The organism is Streptomyces sp. NPDC038135 (assembly GCF_055601245.1).
Window position 1 is genome coordinate 190,243 of the sequence record NZ_JBVJXS010000004.1, and the last position, 14,925, is coordinate 205,167.

Here is a 14,925-nt window from a genome sequence, read left to right on the forward strand (position 1 = left end):
GCGTGTATCGGATGTGCTCTTCGGCGGCGAGAGGGCGGCCACCCTCCACCAATCGCCCGGGTGCCCCGAAGGGCGGCGCGCTCCGGGCGCATCCACTGCCCGTACGCCGGCCAGCGTCGTGGTGTCCTGTGGCCGGTCTCCGGCGAGACCGGCCACAGCTCACCTCGTCACCAGGTTCCCGTCCCGCGCCTCAGCTGACGTCCTTGCAGGGCAGTCCCACGGAGGTGTACGTGCCACCGGAGAGCTCCCACCCTTCGGCGCAGGTCTGACCGGTTCCCCTGCCGGACCCCACGACGCCGGGATAGGCGCTGTCCTGGCCGTTGACCCTCATGTTGGGGCCCCACACGTTGATGTGGCCGTAGAACCGGTTCGTGCCGCTGTAACTGCCTCGGGTCGTGTAGCCGGACGCGTTGCCGGTCACGCTGATGCAGACCTTGTGGTTGCATCCGCGCGCATCCTTCATCTGCGCCTCGCTGCCCACCCGGAGACACACGTCTTTGGCGCATGCCCAGTTCGCGTCGGCCGCCTCAGCCGTCTCCGCGGCTCCGGCGACCGCGCCGCTTCCTACGATCAGGCCGAACACCGCTGCCGCGACGAGTACTGAACGCATCGAGCCTCCTATGTGAGGGAGTACCGGGCCCTGGGCGGTCCCCTGGGCCTCGGCTCAGGGATAGCCGGAATCCCTTGTTCGGTGTCCGGGCGGCGGCGGTGAACAATCAATCGCGGAACATCACATCGCCGGCCAGCGCACGCGAGCCCGTCCGGTCAGCCGGCTCCGGGCGCCAGGCATCGTGCGCCGATCGCAAGAGCCGGCCCCCGTCACACGGAACGGTGACGAACGGGCCGAAAATCTTCGCCCAGGCACCGGTGGCCTCCGCCGGCCGGGAACACTTGCTGCAGACCAGGTCGGATCGTGGGGGAAGCATGCCGCGCAAGGAGTCACCGCTGCCTGAGGGCGACGCCCCCGTGGTCAGGTTCGCCGCAGGGCTGAGGGAACTTCGCCGGACGGCAGGTGGGCCCCCCTACCGCGATCTCGCGGCGCGCGCGCACTATTCGGTGGCGACTCTGTCGAGCGCCGCCGCGGGCCGGAGGCTGCCGTCCCTGGAGGTGACCCGGGGCTATGTCAGCGCCTGCGGCGGTGACGTGGAGCAATGGGAGGCCCTCTGGCACGCGACGGCCGCAGCCATCGCTCACGCGGAGGGCCCGGCGCGCACCGCTCCCCCGCAGGATGAGGGCGACTCGCCCTACCCGGGACTCGCCTCCTTCGGCTCCCGGCAGAGCCGGTTCTTCTTCGGGCGCGAACGCGTGGTCGAGCAGCTGGGCAGGCGGCTCGGAGAACAACGGCTCATCGCCCTTTTCGGCGCATCCGGAGCGGGGAAGTCCTCGGTGCTCCACGCAGGGCTGTCAGCGAGCCTGCGATCCGAGGGCCGGACCGTTGTCACGCTCACACCAGGCGTCCGGCCGCTGGAAGAGCTCGCGGTACGGCTGGCCGGCCATGTCGGCACCACGCCAGGCCGCTTGCTGGAGGAGGTGCGCGCGCATCCCGGGAACCTGCACCTCCTCCTGCGTCAGATCGTCACCGACAGGCCCGGCCATGACGCAGTGATCCTGGTCGTCGACCAGTTCGAGGAACTCTTCACCCTCTGCACCCGCCCCGAGGAACGGCGCCATTTCATCGATGCTCTCCTCCTGGCCGCCCGTGCCGAGAACAGTGCGTGCCGCGTCGTCCTGGGTGTCAGGGCGGACTTCTACGCCCACTGCATCGCACACGTCGAACTCGCCAGGGCCCTCGACGCGGCGATGGTGACGCTCGGGCCGATGCATGGCGAGGAGCTGCAACGAGCCATCTGCCGCCCCGCGGACGTGGTCGGCTGCCGAGTCGAAGGGCGGCTGCTGGCCTACCTGATCGCCCAGGCGCAGGGCAACGCCGGGATGCTTCCGCTGCTCTCCCACGCGCTTCTGGAAACATGGCGGCACCGCCGGGGCACGCTGCTGACCATGGAGGCCTGCCGGGCCGCGGGATCGATCGAGCACGCCCTGACTCACACGGCAGAACGGTTCTACGAAGCGCTCAGCGCCCGCCAGAAGGACGCAGCCAGGCACCTTTTCTTGAGGCTTGTCGCCGTCGGGGAGACCGTCGAGGACACCAAGCGCCGCATCCGCCGCTCCGAGTTGTCCACCGATGCGGACACCACGGCGATCGTCGATCGCGCGACCGCTGAACGGCTGATCATCCTGGACGGCCAGCATGTGGAACTGACGCACGAAGCACTCATCCGCGGGTGGCCGCGACTGCGCGGATGGCTCGCGGAGGACCGCGAGGTTCTGCGCACCCACCGGCAACTGACGGAAGCGGCCGCGACCTGGGCGCACCTGGAGCAGGACCCGGGTGCCCTGTTGCGAGGTGCACGACTGGAAGCGGCTCGCCCTCTGGCTCAGGCCGAGGGCGCGGTCCTCACTGCACGCGAAAGGGCGTTCCTTGACGCGAGTCTGGCCGCGGAAGGCGCGGACCTGGCGGCAACTGCCCGGCGCAGGCGCCGACGGCGTCTGATGATCGCGGCGTCAGCGGTGCTTCTCGGGGTGTCCCTGACCACTTCTTTCCTCGCGGTGCACGCCGACCGGGAGGTCACGGCCCAGCGCGACGAAGCCGTCGCCCACAACGCGAGCGCGGCAGCCACCGAACTGTCGCACCGGTCACCGGGGCTAGCCGCACAGATCGCCCTGGCCGCCTACCGGTTACGGCCCGGCCGGCACAGCCGCGACGCGCTGCTCAGTACGCTGATGTCCACTTGGACCGCGCACAGGGCCGAGATGTACGCCTTCGACGTCAGCCCCGACGGCACGGTGCTCGCAACGGGAGGACGAGACCGCACCGTACGCCTGTGGGACATGCGCGCTCCGCGTCACCCCCGCGAAACAGCCGTGCTCACCGGCCACAAGGAGGCGGTCTACGCGGTCGCCATGGACCCCGGTCGCGCCGTACTGGCCAGCGCGGGAGCCGACGGAATGCTCACCCTGTGGGACGTCGCCGATCCGCGCCGACCGCGCCGACTCTCCACTGTGCAGACCCACACGAGGACGGTCCGCGCCCTGGCCTTCAGCCCGTCCGGGCAGACCCTCGTCAGCGCCGGCAGCGACGGGAAGGTGGTGCTGTGGAACACCCGGTCCGTCAGCAGACCCGTCCGCGGCCTCAGCTTGCACGGCCATCGGGACGAGGTCCGGTCCCTGGCCTTCAGCGCGGACGGACGGCTGCTGGCGAGCGCGGGAGGCGGCGACGAACGCGTCATCCTCTGGGATACGACGTCCCCTGCTCATCCTGTGAAGCGGGCCGATTGGCGGGCGCACACCACGACCGCTCTCTCCGTCGCGTTCAACCCGCGCACCTCTGTCCTCGCCACAGCCGGCGGCGGTGACCGTCCCGTGAAACTGTGGCGCGTCACGGGAACGCACCGGCCGGTGTTGCTCGCCGGGCTGGACGGGCCGACCGACGTGGTCGGCAGCGTCGAGTTCAGCCCCGACGGCCGCATGCTGGCGGCGGGCAGCGACGACCGCACAGCCCGTGTCTGGCGAGTCTCCTCACCTCGGCGGCCGCAGAAGGAGGTCGCACTCGCGGGATTCACGACGGCGGTACTGGGGCTCAGGTTCACTCCCGACGGGAAGCAGGTGGTCACCGCCGTGTTCGACGGGACCGCCCACACGCTGCCGACCGATTTCGGCCAGCTCGTCATCCACGCATGTGCCTACGCCGGCCAGCCCCTTACCCACGACCAGTGGCGTCACTATTTTGGCGAACTGCCGTATCGTCGGCCGTGTTGAAGAAGGTGACACCAGTACTCAACAGGCTCTGCCGCAGTGGCCACGAACATCACGGCACATCTCCTTACGATCACCGCGACCGGCAGATCGTGTTCCACCCGGCACGATGACGACTGCAGTAGCTCCCGAACCCATCGACACAGGCCGGCGGATCTGGCCCCGACCTCCGTCCACCGGCCTTCGACCCCTACCATCGGGCCATGGTCGATGACGCTCAGGTACGCGCCACCTTCTTGGGAACCTCAACCGTCTACCTGAACGATGGGGTCTCGGGCGTGCTGATCGACGGCTTCCTGAGCAGACCGTCGCTGCTGCGCGTCGCGTTCGGGCGTGTCGCTCCCAATCCCAAGCGCGTCACCCACGCGCTGTCGAAGGCAGGCATCAGTCGCCTCGATGCGCTCCTGGTCGCTCACTCCCACTATGACCACGCTATGGACGCTCCCGAGATCGTCAGGCGTCTGGGCGGCGTGATGTACGGGTCGTCCTCGACCCTCAACATCGGGCGCGGCGCTGGTCTGGGTGAAGCCTCGATGGCGATCATCGGCGACGGTGACGTTGTGACTGCAGGAGCCTTCACTGTTCGCGTCTTCGAGGGTGAGCACAGTCCAGGGAACCGCTTCCCAGGCCCCATCGAGCAACCACTGGTGCCGCCGGCCAAGGTAGGCGACTACCGCGACGGCGGCTGCTACTCCTTCCACGTCGCCCACCCCAGCGGGTCGTTGCTCATCCACCCGAGCGCGAACTTCGTGCCGGGCAAATTCGACGATCTGAACGTCGATGCCCTGTATCTCGGCGTGGGCGCCCTAGGTGCACAGTCGGAGCAGTTCCAAGACGAGTACTGGCGACATGTGGTGGACGCTACCCGGCCGTCCTTGATTGTGCCGGTGCACTGGGACAACTTCTTCCGGTCGCTCGACCGGGCGCTGCGGCCCCTGCCCTCTTTCATGGACAAGTTCGACCGCACGAGAGCGTGGCTGGACCGCCAGAGCGCCGCCACCGGCATCCCCGTCCGTTTCCAGCAGCCTTTCGAGATCATTTCCCCTCTCGCCTGACCCGCGGACGACGCGTCGGGCACCGGGCGGCTCGGGCGAAGCCATCGGCCCCGATGTCCGCCAGCGCTGGAGGGTTCGCGTTGCGCTGGTGCGCGGCTACCCCCATGTGGTTATCTGGCCTCATGACCGTGCTCGTGACCCGCCGCCACGTTGACTACGTGCGTGTCACCACCACGCTCTGTTCTGCCGTGAGCTGAGTCCGCGCTCCGGCCTCCGGCCCGGCCTTTCCCACTCTTTCCACCGCACTGCGCTGACCGCCACCCGCGTTCCGGTCGCGGCTCTCAGCCCTGTGGTTCCTTCGCGCCTTTCCGTCTGCCGTATCGCGGGCATCTCCGCCTTCCGCACAAGGGAGCACCACCATGAGCCAGCCCATCGACTCCGTCACCGCCGGCCACACCCCTGAAGAACCGTCCACCGGGCCCGACCTCTCGGCCTGGTCGTTCGAGACCAAGCAGATCCACGCCGGGGCCGCCCCTGACCCGACCACGGGCGCTCGGGCGACGCCCATCTACCAGACGACGTCTTTCGTGTTCCGCAACACCCAGCACGCCGCAGACCTGTTCTCGCTCGCCGAGCCCGGCAACATCTACACCCGCATCCACAACCCCACCCAGGACGTCTTCGAGCAGCGGATCGCCGCCCTTGAGGGTGGGGTCGCGGCCGTAGCGCTCTCCTCCGGGCAGGCCGCGGAGACCCTGGCGATCCTGACGCTCGCCGGCTCCGGCGACCACATCGTCTCCGCTACGTCGCTGTACGGCGGCACGTACAACCTGTTCCGGCACACTCTGCCCAAGCTGGGCATCGAGGTGTCGTTCGTGGACGACCCGGACGACTTCGATGCCTGGCGGGCGGCGATCCGGCCGAACACCAAGGCGCTGTTCGCGGAGACGCTGGGCAATCCGCGCGGCAACGTGCTCGACGTACGAGCGGTCGCGGACGTTGCGCACGCGGCCGGGCTGCCGCTGATCGTGGACAACACGGTCCCTACTCCCTATCTCCTGCGGCCCATCGAGCACGGCGCGGACATCGTCGTCCACTCGGCGACCAAGTTCCTGGGCGGGCACGGCACGGCGATCGCGGGTGTCGTCGTCGACGGCGGCACCTTCGACTTCGGGGCTCATGCCCAGCGGTTCCCGGACTTCACGGAGCCCGACCCCAGCTACCACGGGCTGCAGTACTGGCCGGCGCTCGGCCCGGGTTCTTTCGCCGTGAAGCTCCGGGTGCAGCTGCTCCGCGACCTCGGACCGGCCCTCTCGCCGCACTCCGCCTTCCTGCTGCTGCAGGGCGTGGAGACTCTGAGCCTCCGTATCGAACGGCATTCGGCCAACGCCCAGGCCCTGGCCGAATGGCTGGAACAGCGGGATGAGGTAGCGGCCGTCCACTATGCGGGGCTGGAGTCCAGCAAGTGGTACGAGGCGGGGCAGAAGTACCTGCCGCGCGGCGCCGGTGCCGTGGTCTCCTTCGAGCTGCGGGACGGTGTCGAGGCGGGCAAACGGTTCGTGGACGCGGTGGAGCTCTTCAGTCACCTGGCCAACATCGGTGATGTGCGCAGCCTCATCATCCATCCGGCGTCCACCACGCACAGTCAGCTCGACGAGGAGCAGTTGGCGGCCACCGGCACCTCCCCCGGCCTGGTGCGTTTGTCGGTGGGCATCGAGAACCTCGCCGATCTGAAGGCCGACCTGGAGGCAGGGTTCCGCGCGGCGAAGGGCGCGTCCTGAACACCGTGGTGACGCCGTACGAGGTCCCCCTCCCGCCGGCCTCCGGGGCCTGGCGGGAGGGGGACCCGCCCGGGCGTCGCCAGTGGTACGAGCGTGACACACCGATTCCCTTGGAGGTGGGCGGCGAACTTCCGGGGGTGCGGCTCGCGTTCGAGACGTGGGGGCGGCCGGCGCCCGACCGTTCGAACGCGGTGCTGGTCCTGCACGCCCTGACCGGCGACAGCCACGTCGTCGGGCCCGCCGAGCCCGGGCACCCCACTCCCGGCTGGTGGGACGGGCTCATCGGTCCCGGGCGCGCGCTCGACACGGACCGCTGGTTCGTCGTGGCTCCGAACGTGCTGGGCGGTTGTCAGGGCAGCACCGGACCGTCGTCGTTCACCCCGGATGGACGCCGCTGGGGCAGTGCCTTCCCCTTCCTGACACAGCGCGACCAGGTCGCCGTCGAGGCGGACTTGGCAGACGCGTTGGGCGTCGACCGTTGGGCGTTGGTCGTCGGCGGGTCGATGGGCGGGATGCGGGCGCTGGAATGGGCCGTGTCGCATCCGGAACGGACTCGGGCGCTGCTGCTGCTCGCCACGACGGCCGCGACGAGCGCAGAGCAGATTGCCTGGGCGAACATCCAGCTCCATGCCATTCGCAGCGACCCGCACTGGCGCGGCGGTGACTACCACGACGCCGGCCCCGGGCTCGGCCCGCATGCGGGGCTCGGCCTGGCCCGTCGCCTGGCCCATGTGACCTACCGCAGCGAGCCTGAGCTTCAGGTCCGCTTCGGCCGCGCACCGCAGGGTACGGAGGATCCCTGGAACGGCGGCCGGTTCCAGGTCGAGTCCTACCTCGACCACCACGCCGCCAAGCTCGTGAGCCGTTTCGACGCGGGCAGCTACGTCACCCTGGCAGAGGCCATGAACAGTCACGACATCGGTCGCGGCCGGGGCGGTACGCGCGCCGCCCTGAGCCGTGTGACAGCCAGGACCCTCGTCGCGGGCGTCGACTCGGACCGCCTCTATCCGCTGTCCCAGCAGGCGGAGTTGGCGGCCGGGATCCCAACAGCGGATCACGTCCGGGTAGTCGAATCCCAGTACGGTCACGACGGCTTCCTCATCGAAGTGGATCAGGTCGCCGAACTCGTGGGCGAACTCGTCGACTAGACCGCGTGGGGTGGCCGTGGCCTCGCCGTCCAAGTCAGCGCGCTCGCGGCGGCGGGTGCGCCGCTCGATCCCGCCAGCCACCGGCGAACACACTGGCAGATCTTCCCGTCCGTCCGACGAAACCCCAGGTCAGATGATGGCTGATTGCGTGTCAGGTGGCGCAATACTCCGGCAACACCGCTTTCCCTACCAGATAGGTAGGGTCCAAAACATGTCAACCGCGGACCGCATCCGAGACCACGCCGGCCAAGGCGCGACCACCGTCGCCGCCCACCGTGCGCGGCGACGGCTGCGCGCCGACCGGGCACGCCAGCTCGCCGACCTGCTCCGCCACCAGCTTCTGGCCGGGGAGTTCCCGGACGGCGCGCTCCCCCACGAGACGACCCTCGCCGCCGACTACAGTGCCTCCCGCAACACCGTCCGCCAGGCACTGGACCTGCTTCGAGCCGAGGGCCTGGTGGAACGCCTCCCCGGCGTCGGCACGGTCGTCGTAGGCCAGAAGTACCTCCACGGTCTGGACCGCCTGATGGGCCTTGCGGAAACCCTTCGCGAACACGGCCACGTCACCAACGAGGTCCGCACCATGGGCCCCGTGCCCGCTCCCGCCCCGGTGGCCGACCGGCTGCGCCTCCCGCCCGGTGCCGACGTCCTCTACATCGAACGTCTCCGCCGGCTGAACGGCCTGCCCCTGTCCCTCGACCTCACGTACATCCCGCTCGACCTCGGCACCGCCCTGCTCGGCCAGGACCTCGAGAACACCGACATCTTCCGGCTCCTGGAGACGCTCACCGGCCGGCGTCTCGGCCACGCGGAGATCAGCCTGGAGGCGGTGAACGCCGACGCCCACTCCGCTGCCGTCCTCGAAGCCCCGCAGGGCGCCGCCGTCCTGATGCTGGAACGCCTCACCCACCTCTCCGACGGCCGTCCGGTCGATCTCGAGTTCATCCGCTTCCGCGGCGACCGCATCACGATGAGCGGCCTGCTGCACCGCTCCCTCTGACGCGACCACCCTCCTTGTCCGACCTCCCTGGAGACAGCCATGCCCTTGGCACCCCAGCGGGCCGACGTGCCCGTGACCATCGACGAGTCCAAGTGCATCGACGGCTGCACCCTCTGCGTGGACATGTGCCCGCTGGACTCCCTCGCCATCGACGACAGCACCGGCAAGGCGTACATGCACGTCGACGAGTGCTGGTACTGCGGCCCGTGCGCGGCCCGCTGTCCCACCGGAGCCGTCACGGTCAACATGCCCTACCTGCTCCGGTGAAAGGTCACACCTCCCGTGAAACGCACAGCACTTGCCGCAGCCGCCGCCCTGCTCCTCGCGCCGCTCACCGCCTGCGGCGGCAACGCCGCGGCAGGCGGTGACGGCTCCACCGTGACCGTCACCGTCGGCTACCAGTCCAAGACCATCAACACCGTCACCGCGGGGACGCTCCTCCGTTCGCTCGGCTACTTCGAGAAGCAGCTGAACTCCCTCCACGACGGCAGGACATACGAGGTCGACTGGCAGGACTACGCCACCGGCGCCCCCATCACCGCCCAGATGACCGCCGGGAAGATCGACATCGGCTCGATGGGCGACTTCCCCCTGCTCATCAACGCCGCCCGCGGCAAGCAGCTCGGCAAGCCCACCCACCTGGTCTCCGTCACCGGCTACAACCTCCGGGGCGGCCTCAACACCATCGTCACCGCCCCCGGCTCCAAGCTCACCTCCCTGACGGACCTGAAGGGCAAGAAGGTCTCCACGAGCGTGGGCTCCGCCGCCGACGGCACCCTCGTACGGGCCCTGCAGCGCGCCGGCATCGACCCGAACGACGGCATCAAAAAGCTCAACCAGCAGCCCGCCGTGGGTGCTTCGGCGCTTGCCGCGAGCAGCACGGACGCGCTCTCGCAGTTCGTCGCCTGGCCCGGTCTGCTCGCTTTCCAGGGCAAGGCGAAGGCCCTGTACGACGGCGCTCAGCTGAACCTGCCCACCTTCCATGGAGTGACCGCCCGCGAGGACTTCGCCAAGCAGCGTCCTGCCGTGCTGGAGGCCTTCCTCAAGGCCCAGGCCGAGGCCACCGAATACCTCAACGCCCGCCCCGTGGCCGCCGCCGAGAAGGTCGCCAAGGCCACCGGCCTGCCCGCGGAGGTCGTCTACCTCTACAACGGCGCCCACGGCATCTCCACCTTCGATCCGGCAGTCAAGCCGCAACTCGTCTCCGCGCTCAAGCAGGACGTGTCGGTCCTGAAAGCGGCGAAGCTGACCGGCGATGTGGACGTGGACTCCTTCGTCGACGACCAGTACGTGAAGAAGGCCCTGGGGGCGTCGTACGCGAAGCAGCTCGCCGCTACTCCCCCTGCGGCCGCCAGTGAGGCGTGGCCGCAGAGCGCCGAGGAGACCAAGGCCTTCAAGTCCCCGGCACAGCTCCTGAGGTATGTGGCCGCCCACCACGACGGCATCCGCGCCGCCTACGTGCCCGACGCCACCACCGGCACTTTGTGGTTCGCCGACAAGGCGGTGTGGGTGGCCGACGGCGAGAAGCTCCTGCCGTTCGTCGCCCCGGCGACCGCGCAGGCGTACGTCTCCGCGCAAGGCGGCGCCCGCGTCATCACCTACGCCGACGCCCTGGAGCGTGCCGCATGAGCCGGCCCGCGCCGCGAGCGGGCCGTGACCAGCGACCCCTCCCGCCGCTCGGCCGGTACGCGCTGCGGGTGGGCGCCCTCGCGGCAGCCCTGGGCCTCTGGCAGCTCCTGACCGGCCTGGACGTCGATCTGTGGCTGCGCTTCTCGCAGTTCCCCACGGTCACCGACATCGCTCACGCCTTCGCGGACCGTCTCTCCGGGCCTGACTACTGGACCGACCTCACCGACAGCCTGACCCGCATCCTCACCGGCTTCCTGCTGGCCACGGTGCTGGGCGTGGTGGTGGGCGTGCTCGTGGCCCGCTCCCGTCTCGCCGAGGACCTGCTCGGCCCCGTTCTGGAAGTGGTCCGCCCGATCCCGGCGATCGCCCTGGTCCCCGTCGCGATCCTCCTGTTCCCCTCCAACGAACAGGGCATCGTCTTCATCACCTTCACCGCCGCCTTCTTCCCGATCCTGGTCTCCACCCGGCACGCCGTCCGTGCGCTGACCCCCGTGTGGGAGGAGGGCGTGCTCACGATGGGCGGCGGCCGGTGGCGCATCCTGGGCTCGGTCGTCCTGCCGGGCGCGCTGCCCGGCATCTTCGGCGGCCTGTCGATCGGCATCGGCGTCTCGTGGATCTGCGTGATCTCCGCCGAGATGATCTCCGGCCAGTACGGCGTCGGCTACCGCACCTGGCAGGACTACACGATCGTCAACTACCCGGGCGTCTTCGTCGGCATGGTCACCATCGGCGTCCTCGGCTGGCTCACCTCCACCGCGGTGGAACTCCTGGGCCGACGCCTGACCCGGTGGCTGCCGCGTACGTCGTACGTACCCGGAGGCCGGCCGGCGGCACCGCGCACGCGCCCGCCCGCCCGCCCGGCCACCACTGCCGCACGCACCGACAAGCCCTCCGACCCCGAGGAGGCACGCGATGAGCACCTCGTCTGACACCAAGCCGGACCTCCATACGGTGGAGCAGGCATCGTCCCCCGTACGCGGCACCCGGCTCACCTTCCACGCCGCCACGCTGGGCCGCCCCGACGCCCCCGTCCTGGCCGGCGTCGACCTGGACATCGCGCCGGGCGAGATCCTCACCGTCGTCGGTCCTTCGGGCTGTGGCAAGTCGACCCTCCTGCGCACCCTGGCCGGCCTGCTGCCCCCGCTCTCCGGAGAACTCAGCCAGGACGGGCAGCCGCTGGCAGGCGCGTCCGCCGAACGCGCCCTGGTCTTCCAGGAGGACGCCCTGCTCCCCTGGCGCACCCTGCGGGCCAACGTGGAACTCCCGCTGGCCATCCGCGGGGTGCCGCGCACCGAACGCCGCACGCAGGCGGAGGCGTGGCTGGCCCGGGTCGGGCTCGCCGAGCAGGCCCGGCAGTTGCCGCACCGCGTTTCCGGCGGGCAGCGTCAGCGCGCCCAGCTGGCACGCGCCCTCGCGGGAACGCCCCACGCCGTCCTGATGGACGAGCCGTTCGGCGCCCTCGACGCCCAGATCCGCGCCGGCATGCAGGACCTGCTGGTGCGGGTTCTGCAGGGCACGGGTGCGACCGTCGTCTTCGTCACCCACGACGTGGACGAGGCCCTCTTCCTCGGCGACCGCGTGGCCCTGCTCGGCAAAGGCCGCCTCATCGCCGTACGAGACGTACCGCGACCGCGCGACCGCTCCGCCCATGACGATCCGGCGCGCATCGCCCTGCGGCGCGAAGTCCTCACGTCACTCGGTTCTTGAAAGGCATCCCGGTGGACATCCCCCTGCAGATCCCGGCCCTCACCGACGCCGAGGAGATGAGCTGCGACGTTCTCGTCGTCGGCGGCGGTACCGCCGGCACCATGGCCGCGCTCACCGCCGCCGAACACGGCGCGAACGTCCTCCTCCTGGAGAAGGCCCACGTCCGCCACTCCGGCGCGCTCGCCATGGGTATGGACGGCGTCAACAACGCGGTCATCCCCGGCCGTGCGGAACCCGAGGACTACGTCGCCGAGATCACCCGCGCGAACGACGGCATCGTCGACCAGTCCACCGTCCGCCAGACCGCCACCCGCGGCTTCGCCATGGTGCAGCGGCTGGAGTCGTACGGCGTGAAGTTCGAGAAGGACGAGCACGGCGAGTACGCGGTCCGCCAGGTGCACCGCTCGGGGTCGTATGTGCTGCCGATGCCGGAGGGCAAGGACGTCAAGAAGGTCCTCTACCGGCAGCTGCGGCGCCGGGAGATGCGGGAGCGGATCCGCATCGAGAACCGGGTGATGCCGGTGCGGGTGCTGACGGCAGGAGGGCGGGCCGTCGGAGCGGTGGGCTTTCACACCCGCACGGGCGCGTTCGTCACCATCCGCGCGGGTGCCGTGATCCTGGCGACGGGCGCCTGCGGCCGGCTGGGTCTGCCCGCCTCGGGCTACCTGTACGGCACGTACGAGAACCCGACCAACGCGGGCGACGGCTACGCCATGGCGTACCACGCCGGCGCGGAACTCACCGGCATCGAATGCTTCCAGATCAACCCGCTGATCAAGGACTACAACGGCCCCGCCTGCGCCTATGTCGCCAATCCCTTCGGCGGCTACCAGGTGAACCGGCACGGTGAGCGCTTCGTCGACTCCGACTACTGGTCCGGCCAGATGATGGCCGAGTTCGCGGCGGAGGTGGCCTCCGACCGAGGCCCGGTCTACCTGAAGCTCAGCCACCTGCCCGAGGAGTCGGTCTCCGCGCTGGAGTCGATCCTGCACTCGACCGAGCGACCCACCCGAGGGGTCTTCCACGCCGGCCGCGGCCACGACTACCGCACCCACGACGTCGAGATGCACATCTCCGAGATCGGCCTGTGCGGCGGCCACTCGGCCTCCGGCGTCCGCGTCGACGACCACGCCCGTACGACCGTCCCCCGGCTGTACGCCGCCGGGGACCTGGCCTGCGTTCCGCACAATTACATGATCGGCGCGTTCGTCTTCGGCGACCTCGCGGGCGCGGACGCCTCCCAGTATTCGCCCTACGAGGGTGAGTTGCCCGCCGACCAGCTCCGCGAAGCGCACGAGATGATCTACCGGCCGCTGCGCAATGCGGACGGCCCGCCGCAGCCCCAGGTCGAGTACAAACTGCGCCGCTTCGTGAACGACTACGTCGCCCCGCCGAAGTCCGGCGCCCGTCTCTCCCTCGCCCTGGAGGCCTTCGAGCGGATGCGCGACGACATCGCGGCGATGGGCGCCCGCACCGCGCACGAACTCATGCGCTGCGCCGAGGTCACGTTCATCCGCGACTGCGCGGAGATGGCCGCCCGCGCCTCCCTGGCCCGCACCGAGTCCCGCTGGGGCCTCTACCACGACCGGCTCGACCATCCGCGGCGCGACGACGCCTCCTGGTTCCACCATCTCGATCTGTACAAGTCGCCCTCCGGCGCGATGGAGTTCACGGCCCGTCCGGTGGCTCCCTACCTGGTCCCGGTCGACGGCTTCGCCCCGGCCGGCGGCCCCTCCCGGCACCTCGGCGAGGTCCACCCGGAACAGGTGGCGACGGCAGGGGCCCGGGAAGCGGCACCGGTGGCGTTGCGGCAGGAACCCACCCCGGCCGACACAGTCGCCCACTCCCGGGCCGACGCGGATGCGCCGGCCACACCCCGTCTGCTCGAACTGCTCTCTCTCGCGGAGGACGAGCCCGATCTCTCCGCGCTCACCGCCTACTTGACGGACCCCGAGCCCGGCGTGCGCCGGACGGCCGTCGCGGTCCTGACGGAGACAGTGCCGCCGGGCACCGGGCCAGCACTGGCCTCGGCGCTCACCGACACCGACGCCGGCGTCCGCGCCGCCGCGGCGGCTTCCCTGCGCGAACTGGTCGAGACGCTGCCGCCGGAACCGGCCCTGCGTGACGGCCTCGCCGCCGCCCTGTCCGAGGCCGACCCCGCCGTCCGCGCCGCCGCACTGGACGTGCTGCGCGCCCTGCGGGTCGGTGACGTGGAGTTGTTCACGGACTCCCTCTCGGACTCCGACATCGCCGTACGCGTCGCGGCCGTGCGCGCGCTCGTCTCTGTCGACGCCACCGCAGAGGTGGCCCGCGCGGCGACCGTCGATCCGTCCCGCGAGGTCCGCGTCACGATCGCCAAGGCCCTGGCTGTCCTGGGGACAAGCTCGGACACGGCAGTCCGCTCGGCCCTCGCCGCGCTCGTCGACGATTCCGACGCCCTGGTGCGTGGGGCCGCCTACGAGGCTCTGGGTACGACGGGCTGCCCGGCCGCCCTGGCCACACGCGCCGAGGCGGCCTTGTCCGACCCGGCCTGGCAGGTACGGGCCGGCGCCGCCACCGCTCTGTCCGCCGCGGACTCCGACCTGGCCGTGCCGGCCCTCGCCAAGTCCCTCACCGACGACCTCAACGCCGATGTCCGCAAGGCCGCCGTGCTGGCCCTGATCCGCCACCGTGCCGTCGAGGACGCCCGAACAGCCCTGGCCACCGCGACGACGGACTCGGACGCGGACGTCAGGGCCTATGCGACACGGGCGCTGTCCCGCAGTGCCTCGCCCGCCTCCGTGAGGTGATGGTCCACACGGGGCGGCGGCACCGTCGCGTGCACGGTTCGCGAACAGCTCGGTGGCGTCGGG

At 70.4% G+C, this 14,925-nt stretch carries 11 protein-coding genes; 10 read left to right on the forward strand and 1 reads right to left on the reverse strand.

Annotated features, from left to right (window positions below):
- Positions 1-190: 190 nt before the first annotated feature.
- Positions 191-610, reverse strand: coding sequence for a hypothetical protein (locus ACZ7JA_RS12450; protein WP_450752015.1), 420 nt, complete (start codon positions 608-610; stop codon positions 191-193).
- A 314-nt stretch (positions 611-924) separates the two neighbouring features.
- Between ACZ7JA_RS12450 and ACZ7JA_RS12455 the strand changes: the two genes are divergently transcribed.
- The 10 genes from ACZ7JA_RS12455 to ACZ7JA_RS12500 all read left to right on the forward strand — a co-directional run bounded on the left by ACZ7JA_RS12455 (position 925) and on the right by ACZ7JA_RS12500 (position 14,862).
- Complete coding sequence (locus ACZ7JA_RS12455; protein ID WP_470808048.1) at positions 925-3,816, forward strand: nSTAND1 domain-containing NTPase; 2,892 nt, start codon at positions 925-927, stop codon at positions 3,814-3,816.
- Positions 3,817-4,016: 200 nt separating this feature from the next.
- Positions 4,017-4,868, forward strand: a complete 852-nt coding sequence (locus ACZ7JA_RS12460) for an MBL fold metallo-hydrolase (protein WP_351663644.1) — start codon at positions 4,017-4,019, stop codon at positions 4,866-4,868.
- Positions 4,869-5,227: 359 nt separating this feature from the next.
- A complete protein-coding gene (locus ACZ7JA_RS12465; protein ID WP_351663642.1) occupies positions 5,228-6,589 on the forward strand; it encodes a bifunctional o-acetylhomoserine/o-acetylserine sulfhydrylase in 1,362 nt (453 codons plus the stop codon).
- 5 nt (positions 6,590-6,594) lie between these two features.
- A complete protein-coding gene (metX, locus tag ACZ7JA_RS12470; protein ID WP_470808049.1) occupies positions 6,595-7,737 on the forward strand; it encodes a homoserine O-acetyltransferase MetX in 1,143 nt (380 codons plus the stop codon).
- A gap of 211 nt (positions 7,738-7,948) precedes the next feature.
- The gene (locus ACZ7JA_RS12475; RefSeq protein ID WP_351663640.1) at positions 7,949-8,737 is read left to right on the forward strand and encodes a GntR family transcriptional regulator; all 789 of its coding nucleotides are present in this window, start codon (positions 7,949-7,951) and stop codon (positions 8,735-8,737) included.
- Positions 8,738-8,776: 39 nt separating this feature from the next.
- A complete protein-coding gene (locus tag ACZ7JA_RS12480) occupies positions 8,777-9,004 on the forward strand; it encodes a 4Fe-4S dicluster domain-containing protein (protein ID WP_030180763.1) in 228 nt (75 codons plus the stop codon).
- 15 nt (positions 9,005-9,019) lie between these two features.
- Positions 9,020-10,366 carry an ABC transporter substrate-binding protein gene (locus tag ACZ7JA_RS12485; RefSeq protein ID WP_470808050.1) on the forward strand — a complete coding sequence of 449 codons (1,347 nt, stop codon included), beginning with the start codon at positions 9,020-9,022 and terminating at the stop codon, positions 10,364-10,366.
- Positions 10,363-11,295 carry an ABC transporter permease gene (locus tag ACZ7JA_RS12490; RefSeq protein ID WP_389447348.1) on the forward strand — a complete coding sequence of 311 codons (933 nt, stop codon included), beginning with the start codon at positions 10,363-10,365 and terminating at the stop codon, positions 11,293-11,295. The genes ACZ7JA_RS12485 and ACZ7JA_RS12490 overlap by 4 nt, the downstream gene beginning before the upstream one ends.
- Positions 11,279-12,073 (forward strand): ABC transporter ATP-binding protein, encoded by a 795-nt coding sequence (locus ACZ7JA_RS12495; protein ID WP_470808051.1) that lies wholly within the window; start codon positions 11,279-11,281, stop codon positions 12,071-12,073. Before ACZ7JA_RS12490 ends, ACZ7JA_RS12495 begins: the two co-directional genes overlap by 17 nt.
- Positions 12,074-12,129: 56 nt before the next feature.
- The gene (locus tag ACZ7JA_RS12500; protein ID WP_470808522.1) at positions 12,130-14,862 is read left to right on the forward strand and encodes a fumarate reductase/succinate dehydrogenase flavoprotein subunit; all 2,733 of its coding nucleotides are present in this window, start codon (positions 12,130-12,132) and stop codon (positions 14,860-14,862) included.
- Positions 14,863-14,925 lie beyond the last annotated feature (63 nt).

Excerpts from the sequence above, each read along its gene's own strand:
- ACZ7JA_RS12450 (WP_450752015.1), bottom strand. The coding sequence starts at position 610 with ATGCGTTCAGTACTCGTCGCGGCAGCGGTGTTCGGCCTGATCGTAGGA.
- ACZ7JA_RS12455 (WP_470808048.1), top strand. The coding sequence starts at position 925 with ATGCCGCGCAAGGAGTCACCGCTGCCTGAGGGCGACGCCCCCGTGGTC.
- ACZ7JA_RS12460 (WP_351663644.1), top strand. The coding sequence starts at position 4,017 with ATGGTCGATGACGCTCAGGTACGCGCCACCTTCTTGGGAACCTCAACC.
- ACZ7JA_RS12465 (WP_351663642.1), top strand. The coding sequence starts at position 5,228 with ATGAGCCAGCCCATCGACTCCGTCACCGCCGGCCACACCCCTGAAGAA.
- ACZ7JA_RS12475 (WP_351663640.1), top strand. The coding sequence starts at position 7,949 with ATGTCAACCGCGGACCGCATCCGAGACCACGCCGGCCAAGGCGCGACC.
- ACZ7JA_RS12480 (WP_030180763.1), top strand. The coding sequence starts at position 8,777 with ATGCCCTTGGCACCCCAGCGGGCCGACGTGCCCGTGACCATCGACGAG.
- ACZ7JA_RS12490 (WP_389447348.1), top strand. The coding sequence starts at position 10,363 with ATGAGCCGGCCCGCGCCGCGAGCGGGCCGTGACCAGCGACCCCTCCCG.
- ACZ7JA_RS12495 (WP_470808051.1), top strand. The coding sequence starts at position 11,279 with ATGAGCACCTCGTCTGACACCAAGCCGGACCTCCATACGGTGGAGCAG.
- ACZ7JA_RS12500 (WP_470808522.1), top strand. The coding sequence starts at position 12,130 with ATGAGCTGCGACGTTCTCGTCGTCGGCGGCGGTACCGCCGGCACCATG.